At 42.3% G+C, this 9,257-nt stretch carries 7 protein-coding genes; 2 read left to right on the top strand and 5 right to left on the bottom strand.

Annotated features, from left to right (window positions below; translation table 11 throughout):
• Positions 1 to 168: 168 nt before the first annotated feature.
• The 5 genes from CHB62_RS04765 to CHB62_RS04785 form a co-directional block, all read right to left on the bottom strand.
• Complete coding sequence (locus CHB62_RS04765; RefSeq protein WP_009011577.1) at positions 169 to 684, bottom strand: nitroreductase family protein; 516 nt, start codon at positions 682 to 684, stop codon at positions 169 to 171.
• A 12-nt stretch (positions 685 to 696) separates the two neighbouring features.
• Positions 697 to 1,875, bottom strand: a complete 1,179-nt coding sequence (locus CHB62_RS04770; RefSeq protein ID WP_009011576.1) for a MalY/PatB family protein — start codon at positions 1,873 to 1,875, stop codon at positions 697 to 699.
• Entirely contained in the window at positions 1,875 to 3,050 is a 1,176-nt protein-coding gene (locus CHB62_RS04775; protein ID WP_009011575.1) for a trans-sulfuration enzyme family protein, read from the bottom strand. Before CHB62_RS04775 ends, CHB62_RS04770 begins: the two co-directional genes overlap by 1 nt.
• A 90-nt stretch (positions 3,051 to 3,140) precedes the next feature.
• On the bottom strand, positions 3,141 to 5,987 hold the full coding sequence (locus CHB62_RS04780) for a putative LPS assembly protein LptD (protein WP_009011574.1): 2,847 nt from the start codon (positions 5,985 to 5,987) through the stop codon (positions 3,141 to 3,143).
• 436 nt (positions 5,988 to 6,423) lie between these two features.
• Complete coding sequence (locus CHB62_RS04785; protein WP_009011572.1) at positions 6,424 to 8,235, bottom strand: DNA polymerase III subunit gamma/tau; 1,812 nt, start codon at positions 8,233 to 8,235, stop codon at positions 6,424 to 6,426.
• A gap of 157 nt (positions 8,236 to 8,392) precedes the next feature.
• Here CHB62_RS04785 and CHB62_RS04790 point away from each other — a divergent pair, with 157 nt between their 5' ends.
• Positions 8,393 to 8,737 (top strand): FtsB family cell division protein, encoded by a 345-nt coding sequence (locus CHB62_RS04790; RefSeq protein ID WP_042856124.1) that lies wholly within the window; start codon positions 8,393 to 8,395, stop codon positions 8,735 to 8,737.
• Positions 8,721 to 9,155 (top strand): hypothetical protein, encoded by a 435-nt coding sequence (locus tag CHB62_RS04795; RefSeq protein WP_009011570.1) that lies wholly within the window; start codon positions 8,721 to 8,723, stop codon positions 9,153 to 9,155. Before CHB62_RS04790 ends, CHB62_RS04795 begins: the two co-directional genes overlap by 17 nt.
• Positions 9,156 to 9,257 lie beyond the last annotated feature (102 nt).

Raw genomic sequence — 9,257 nt, forward strand, 5'->3', positions numbered from 1 at the left:
ATACAATCCTCAACACCACTGTCGCTGACCATAAACACGACTTGTGCGAGGCTTCAACACGTAGGTTGAAAACGTAAGAGAATATCCAGCTTCACCTTATTATATATAGCAGGGCACAGCCGATTAACTTCTACGGAAATATTAATTTATTAGTAGTCTGCCAAATTCTTACCTCACGTAGAAGATACGGTTTGCCTTACGTGGTGCCGTCTTACCCTCCTTCGTAGTATAGCCAAGAATACAGAAACCAATACCTTCATAATCGCCTTCTACTCCCCACTCTCTCAGCATCTGCTTGCCTTCTTCACGTTCAAACATTTCCTTGGCACGATTAATCCAACAACTGCCTAAGCCTACCGCATGGGCAGCGTTCATAAGGTTGCCCATCATCAACGCACCATCATAGACATGGTTAGGACTACTCTTATCTGCTAACACAGCAAGGACAACGGGTGCACCATAGAAAGGGTCACTCGTTACGCCCATTATCTCAGCATTTATCACAGACAAACGGTCGCGTACTTCCTTATTGGTCACTTCTACGATGATAGCGGTCTGCATATTCTTTCCACTTGCAGCATAAAGACCAGCCTCCATCACCTTATCAATCAACTCCTGCTCAGGCATACGTGCCTCATAAGAACGTACACTGCGACGTGTTAACAATGCTTCTAATGCTTCCATAACATCTTTGTTTTATAATTCATTTACAGCTTTCGCCAACTGTTCCAACGCCTGACGAAGTACAGAACGTGGTGTACCCACATTCAATCGCATAAAGCCTTCCCCACCAGGGCCAAACATCTCACCATCATTGAGGGCCAGATGTGCCTTATCAATGAAAAGGTCAAGCAGCTTGTCATGGCTTAATTCAAGTCCACGACAGTTCAACCAAACGAGGAAACTGGCTTGCGGACGGAGTGGACGAATACCAGGGATACGCTCTCGACAGTAATCCTCCACAAAACGAACATTATCTTCTACATAAGCCAACATCTGCTTACGCCATTCTTCTCCTTTCTGATAAGCAGCTATAGTAGCTATCGGAGCAAATATCGTAGGCTCGTCTAATTCATTAGCCTTTAGCCATCCATAGAAGCGTTGACGCAAGTCATCATTAGAAATAACGGCATACGAACTAACAATACCCGCCATATTGAAGGTCTTAGTCGGTGCTGCAAAGGTGATACTTATGTCAGCAGCACGTTCAGACACACTCGCAAACGGGACATGACGATTACCGAAGAGTGCCATATCACTATGTATCTCATCACTAATGACAATGATATTGTGTTCATAACAGAAGTCGGCTAAACGTTGCAAAGTCTCTTTTGACCAACATACTCCCGCAGGATTATGTGGATTAGAGAGTATCAACACACGACATTTATCATCACATACCTCCGAAAGGTTATCAAAGTCCATATCATAATAACCATCCTCACGCAGACGAAGCGGGTTGAAAACAACCTCACGACCGTTATCTTCAGGCGTCATACGGAACGGATGATAGACAGGAGGCTGTATGATAACTTTCTCTCCTGGCTTTGTAAACACATTCACAACGAAGCCAATGCCTTTAACAATACCTGGAATAAAACTTATCCACTCTGGTTTTATCTTCCAACAATGATGTGATTCGTTCCAATCAATAATTGTTGGGCGATAGTCAGCAGGCTCAATAGTATAACCAAAGATAGGATGTGAGAGACGAGCCTTAAGTGCATCAACAACGAAATCAGGTGTGGCAAAATCCATGTCAGCCACCCAAAGGGGTAATAAGTCATTGCGTCCCCAACGTGGAAGGAGTGCCTCATGCTTCAAGTCACCACTTCCCGAACGATCAATTATCTCATCGAAGTTATATGTCTTCATTATGCTTCCAAAGCTTGTTTTATATCATTGAATAGGTCGTCAACATCCTCTAAGCCAACACTCAGTCGTATCGTCGTATCAAGGATATCCATTGCTGCACGCTCCTCAGCCGAGAAGAGTCCGAAGATAGTACTTGCTGGATGAATTGCTAAAGTGCGATTATCAAAGAGATTAGTTGCACGATGAATGAGTTTGAGGTTATTCAACAGTTTGAAGCAAGCCTCCTGACTCTCCAAGTCAATCGTTATCATCGCCCCAGCCGTTTCACCATACTGACGTAGAGAGAGCTGATGATAACGGTTATCCTCCAAGCCAACATAATTGACATTACAGATAGGCTTAAGCGTACACAACCGTTTTGCTAACGCTAAAGCATTAGCAGCTTGTACACGATAGCGAGCATCTAAGGTCTCCAAACCCAAAGTCTGCATATATGCAACCTGTGGTGTCATGTAAGAACCAAGGTTGAAGAGCATCTCATTCAAGAGTCGTTTTCCAATGAAAGGAAATCTTCCATAATCAATAATCAGACCACCTAAAGAGGTAGCCCCACCACTAATATACTTTGTACTTGAGATAACCTCAACGTCAACACCTAAGTCCTTTGCAGAGAACTGAGTAAAAGGAATAATAGTAGTATCGGCAATAACAGGAATACCATGTCGGTGAGCCATCTCCGTCAAAGCCCGTACATCGACGACTTCAAGCTGTGGATTCGTCATCACTTCAAGGAAGAGACAGCACGTATTATCATCCACCAACTTCTCAACAGCGTCTACATTCGTAAGGTCACATAGCTTTGTCTCTACGCCAAAGCGGCTTAGTGTTGATGTAAGTAAGGAGAAGGTATTCCCGAAGAGATGACGCGAAGTAATCACGTTCTTCCCCTGTTCGACAATAGCAAACAAAGTGTTACTAATAGCAGCCATACCCGAATTAAGTGCAATCACATGCTCTGCGCCTGTCAAAGCCTTAACCCGTAGTTCAAAGTTAGTTACTGTTGGGTTCTCTACACGTGAATAATCAGGCGCATCAATACGTCCGCAAAAGGCATCAGCCATCACTTCCGCATTATCAAACTCATAAGCAACAGCGTTATAGATAGGCATACTTAAAGCGTCGTAAGCATCTCTACGCTTATAAGGGAGATGTATAGCTTGTGTCTGTTTCTTCATATTCAATCAATTATTTGTGTTGTTTATAGAGGGTTCTGTATCAAAGGTAGATAGCAAAGACATCCACCATAGAAGTTATCATCACACAACTTAATACCACTGCACAGCATTGACAATACCGCTTCGCTTATCATACTTAAGTGCATCCGTCAGTGTTGCTGCATTACAACGGAAGGTAAAGTTGTAAGAGGTATAGGGTGCTAACACGATAGAAGCACTCATATTAAAACAGTGAAGGTCGCGTGACAGACTCGCTGTTGTCATACTCATCGCATGGTTTTCAAAGTCGTAACCACTTGAGAAGTTAATATTCCAGCCATCACTGATACGAATGTTACCAGAGAGGTTCAGCGTCTGTGTGAACTTATAAGGGTAACGCATCGTCTTAGTATTGAACTTACCCGCAGTGTTCTCACGCATCGTAATACCATAACCAATAGTCAATGACCACGGCATATTAAATCTCATATAACCGTTATCGTCCGTCTCAGCAATATTACCACGTTTCTTCTTAGCAGCATACTTTCCCTTTTCAAGGTCATCATCCATGTTTGACTCGATATCGGTATCCGGTCCGTCGCTATCTGCTGATACCTTGTCATCATCTTTTTCATCCTTATGTCCAAACCACTTCTTCAACTTCTCTGGGTTCAAAGTGAATGAGAAGTTCTGCGACATACCCTGAAAACGAGGCAAACGACCATACCCCCACTCCGTATGATTACCTACATAAGGTTTACCATTGGCGTCAAGTTCATAAGCATAGGTGGCAAACTGTGCATTCATAGAGAATGTATAGTTCTTCCACCACTTCAAACGTAGACGCATACTAAGGTCGCTCCAACGATGATAGTCAGCTGCCGCATTGTAAGACATACTTGCCCCTAACTCATCAATGATACTTATCTTCTTATAACCAGTTGTATCCTTATCACTCTTAACCTTCATTTCGATGTTATTGCTAACATCCCAACTAATCATCTCAGTCTTGTACTTACCCGGCACACTATAAAGCTCATCTTGATAAGGTGAGTATTCAACAAGTTTCACGTTACCACTTGCATCTGTGTACTGATAGCTATCATAGTAGCCATACCGGCGTGCAGCAAAGTTAGGAGCGTATGAGAATGTCACCTGAGGTGTGATGACATGACGGATAGCCTGAATCTTATCACCGAACAGCTTCCTGTTAGGTGTCCAGAAGCCATACACCTTTGTACTGGCACCCACGCTCATACTCCAGTTGTAAACATTATGGAAACCATAGGTAGTATCTCTCACCACCTCTTTCTGAAGGGTGTTATCCCATCCACGTGTCACCTTCTTAGAATACATACGGTCTGTGAAATTGAAAGATGGTGTCACATTGATATAATTAAACAAGGTGAAGTTTGCCTGTACAGGGATTGTATGCTGAAAAGCATTCTTCCAGTCTTTAATCAGATTAGAGTGTAGGATTTTATCTTCTGTCGTTGAGATAGAATTAGCCAACTGACCCGTATAGCTCATAGAAATCTTCTCATACCAACGTTCCTTACCTACAAGATGCTTGCGCTTGAAAGGATAGAATCGGCTCAAGCTAATGTTCAAGTCTGGCAGTGTTATCTGTATAGAAGAAGTACGCATGTTCTGTGCAAGGTTCGTAGTAGCACTCAGAGAGAGTCCAATACTTGAGAAGCTCGTATTCCAACTCACGGAAGAAGTTCTCGTAGACTGCGTGAGTGTCTGCGGATTATACAAACTATTGAGGTTGTTACGTTCATAGCTTGATGTCGCAAAGTTTACACTTGCCGCCAAAGAACTATAAGGATTAGCCTTTGGGTCTTGGCGATGATTCCACTGAATCTTAAAGCTCTCCTGCTCAGCAAAGTCTGGTAATCCCTTATCACCAGTCTTTGAATCCTGATAACTAAAGAGGAATGAGCCCGAATATCTATACCTCTTGCGGTAGTTGCTGGCTGCAGACACACCCCATGACCCCTTAGTATAAATCTCTCCAATGAGCTTTAAGTCCCATTTATCACTAATAGCAAAGTAGTAACCACCATCACGAAGATAGAAACCACGGTCGCTTTCATCACCATAACTTGGCATGATAAAACCGCTTGAATACTTTTTTGAGAACGGGAAGAAGCCGTATGGGATAGCCAAAGGCAGAGGGACATCGGCCACTACAAGATAAGCCGGTCCGAAGACAACATCCTTGCCCGGACGAACCTTTGCACGAGAAAGGGCGATATAGAAGTCAGGATGGGGTTTATCACAGGTAGTATAACGGCCATGCTGCAAGAAGACAGCCCCAGTAGAGTCACGTTTCCCCACTTCTCCACTCAAGAATCCATCTTGTTGCTCGGTATAGATTCCTTTTATCAAGCCTTTTTTCGACTTGAAATTGAAAGCCATTGTATCACTCTGATACTCGTCTTTACCCATCGTAAATACTGGCTTTCCTTTAATACCACCCTCTGCAGTAGAGTCGGCAGTACCTGTCGCACGTACTGTACTATTATCAAGATTCATGTGAACCTTGTCACTCGCAAGCTTCATATTCTCATAATCAACCTTCGAATTACCATAGAGATAGGCAGTACCCGACGCAGCATCATACACAATAGAGTCTTCTGCTGAATACTTAACAGGTGCATCAATTCCATTCGAACGTGCACGCATCACACTATCAGCACGAATAGAATCGTCTATAGCCTTATTATGATGATAGATAGCCAACTGAAGAGAATCCATCTTCGTGGTATCTGGAATATTCTTATCAACCGCCTTACTATCCTTTGAACCTTGTCCTTTCAGTAATGTATCAACCACAACTGTGCTTGCCTTAGCCTTCTTGGTTTTCTTACCTTGAGGCACAGGCATGTTGACACTTGCCATTGCAAAAACAACAACAAAGGATAATAGGAATATAATGCTCTTATTTCTCATTGCCTAAATAACGTACAAAAATACTGAAATAATGCCGAATAGAACTACCATTACGCTATTTTAACTTTTACAATAATGTACGTACACACTAACTGAAAAGATTTTGTTCATATATTGCGTTCCGTTAAGACTTGAATAGTACACCCTCATTACGGTCTGTTATTGATAATAATAACACTGTAAAACACCTAAAGAAGCAAGTTTCTCAACCCCAAATAAGACTGATACTAAGCCTTCTCACTAACTGTCCGGAGCCTCTGGACAACTTGTACGGGGCGTCCGGACAACTTGTCCGAAGCCTTCGGACAATAGTTAAAAACAAGTAGCAAGGTTCACTAAAACACCTAAAAACCAACTATTAGAGCACTAAATATCAGCTACCTGTACACTACTTATGGGACGATATTAGCCGTGACAACACCAAAGGTGGATTTTCTTAATCCAAATACAAGTCCAACGCATCAATAAGTTCCTTTACAGGATGATTTGTCTCCAACAGTTTATTCAGAGACTCACGAGGCGTAAGCATTGGCTTGATTTCTTCAAACTTAGCAAGACGAATATCTACTTCAATCTGTCCGTTGTGCAGTTCTTTTGCCAATGTAGCACGGATGCGCGATTTAATAGTTAGCATTTCGTTGAGCTGAATATTGTTTTCTGCAAGTACCAAGATTGTTGGATACTCTGTGACAGTAGGTGTAATATTCTTCATACGCTGTGCCAAAGCCTGCATACGCTCAGGCATTCGTGAACACATAGCCCGCCAACTCACAACCAACTCTTGCTGTGTAAACCGCTCATTCTCATCCTTATTGGTTATTTCAAGCTCCTCTTCTTGCTTTTTCTTCTTATCGGCTTTGAGCAGATTATCGAATGACATCGTCAACGAACTGAGATTAACAGCATTCGGGACACCTGAATTTACATTCACATTAGGACGTTCGCCAGAAGTCTCAGCAACAGACTTTTCAGACGAAGACACAACCTCAACAGGCACTGTCCCACCCGCATTAGCATTGTGAACAGTGTCATTATCATGTTTCAGGCTCCCAACCACCTGCGGAGTCGGTTTCTGTTGAGCCTTCAGAATAAGATTCTTGAACAGGGATTTTAATCGTTTAGGGCTACGCCCCGAGGCAGGAATATCATCTTCCTTCTGCGTAATCTGCGCCACTTGGATAAGCGTTAGTTCAACCAACAAACGCTTATTAGAACTCTGTCGATACTCCACATCACATCGATTCATAATCTGCAATGCAGTGTAAAGGAAATTAACAGGACACTTCTGTGCCTGCTGCTGGTAACGATTTCTCAACTGTTCGCTCACCTCAAGCAACGGGAGAGTCTGCGCATCCTTTGCCATCAATACGTTACGAACATGAGAAGCCAGACCGTTCACAAGGTGCCCACCATCAAATCCCTTATTGATGACAGTATTTAAAAGTACCATTATCTCACTTACCTTATTCTCTAAGGCAAGGTCGACAATGTTAAAATAATTTTCAGTATCAAGTACATTCAAGTCTTCTATCACCTTTTGATAAGTGATATTCCCCTGAGAGAAACTTGCAGCTTGGTCGAATATAGAGAGCGCATCACGCATTCCGCCATCCGCTTTCTCCGCAATCACGCTCAGAGCCTCTTCCTCATACTGTATATTCTCCTTCTCAGCAACACGCTTTAGATGGTCGATAATATTTGGAACCGTCATTCGTTCGAAGTCATAAATCTGACAACGCGATAGGATCGTTGGGAGAATCTTATGCTTCTCAGTCGTAGCAAGGATAAAGATGACATGTGCTGGCGGTTCCTCCAGCGTCTTGAGGAACGCATTGAAGGCTGCAGTAGAAAGCATGTGAACCTCGTCAATGATAAAGACCTTATAACGTCCTACCTGTGGTGGGATACGGGTCTGGTCCATCAATGCCTTGATATTCTCAACAGAGTTATTGCTGGCAGCATCTAACTCGAAGATATTATAACTGCGTCCTTCGCTGAAAGCCTTGCAACTTTCACACTCATTGCAAGCCTCACCGTCAGCCGTAGGGTGTTCGCAATTAATAGCTTTCGCAAAGATACGGGCACAAGTAGTCTTACCCACACCTCGTGGACCACAAAAAAGATAAGCATGAGCCAGCTTACCACTCTTCACAGCATTCTTCAGCGTAGTAGTCAGCGCCTGTTGTCCTACGACAGCATCAAAGGACAACGGGCGATACTTTCGCGCCGAAACAATATATTCATCCATAAAATAGTAAAGTCTGATTATCAATGCAAAGGTAATAAAAGTTAAGAAAACAGTAAGGAGGTAAGAAGAATTAAATTGTTAATTTGCTAAAAATATATATCTTTAATGCTCCGATATGCAATCTTTTCCTTACTTTTGCAAAAAAGAATGTAAAGAAGTGAGTAAGATTACTGGACATATCATTAGTTTCTTCAATCGGTTTAAGTTTCATATTGTTATCATTCTCGGTGTACTCATTGTTGGTATCGTGGATGAAAACAGTTTTATGAAACGAATAGAGTATGCCTATCAGATTGATGATTTGAAGAGAGAAATCCAAAAGTACGATTCTCAATATAAGCATGACATGCAACAACTTAAGGAACTAAAGACTGATCCCAAAGCTATTGCACGTGTCGCTCGTGAACGTTATTTTATGAAAGCTGACAATGAAGACATCTTCGTTCTAAGCGATGATGAGCATCCAACCGAAAACACTGGTAAGAATGAAACAACTGACTAAAGTAGAATCTATCGTTTACCTCTTAGGAGGGATAACAATGGTTGCAGGGGCAGGCTTGTATGCCTTCCTTTTAATCCAGCCTATTGCTTGCTGGCTAATGCTTGTAGGTGCAATCTTATTTGCACTTATGCAGTCACGACAACGTTACTTAGGTACAGTATTAGCTATTCGTCGTCTACGCAAGATTATGTCGTTGGCAGGATGGGGATTTATCCTTGCTGGCATCTTTATGGTAGAAGACGCTTATCATTTTCTTCGCCCTATTTTCACTGGCTCATTAGATGGATACAGCAGTTATGTGAGTATCTTCCATCATAATTGGGTCATACTCCTACTCATTTCTGCTGTTATTGAGATGTATACTACTCATCGTATCAGCTACGAATTGAAGCGGGAAAGCAGCAGCACAAATACCTAAAAAAAGCGGGTCAGTCCTAAAACCCAGTTGCAAGTCTATCCTCTTAAGCACATAATTTCATAAGTATTTATTACCTTTGCATCATGAAGAATCACCAATTAT

Source organism: Prevotella jejuni, assembly GCF_900187995.1.
GTDB classification, from domain to species: Bacteria; Bacteroidota; Bacteroidia; order Bacteroidales; family Bacteroidaceae; genus Prevotella; species Prevotella jejuni.

Excerpts from the sequence above, each read along its gene's own strand:
- CHB62_RS04765 (WP_009011577.1), bottom strand. The coding sequence starts at position 684 with ATGGAAGCATTAGAAGCATTGTTAACACGTCGCAGTGTACGTTCTTAT.
- CHB62_RS04770 (WP_009011576.1), bottom strand. The coding sequence starts at position 1,875 with ATGAAGACATATAACTTCGATGAGATAATTGATCGTTCGGGAAGTGGT.
- CHB62_RS04775 (WP_009011575.1), bottom strand. The coding sequence starts at position 3,050 with ATGAAGAAACAGACACAAGCTATACATCTCCCTTATAAGCGTAGAGAT.
- CHB62_RS04780 (WP_009011574.1), bottom strand. The coding sequence starts at position 5,987 with ATGAGAAATAAGAGCATTATATTCCTATTATCCTTTGTTGTTGTTTTT.
- CHB62_RS04785 (WP_009011572.1), bottom strand. The coding sequence starts at position 8,235 with ATGGATGAATATATTGTTTCGGCGCGAAAGTATCGCCCGTTGTCCTTT.
- CHB62_RS04795 (WP_009011570.1), top strand. The coding sequence starts at position 8,721 with ATGAAACAACTGACTAAAGTAGAATCTATCGTTTACCTCTTAGGAGGG.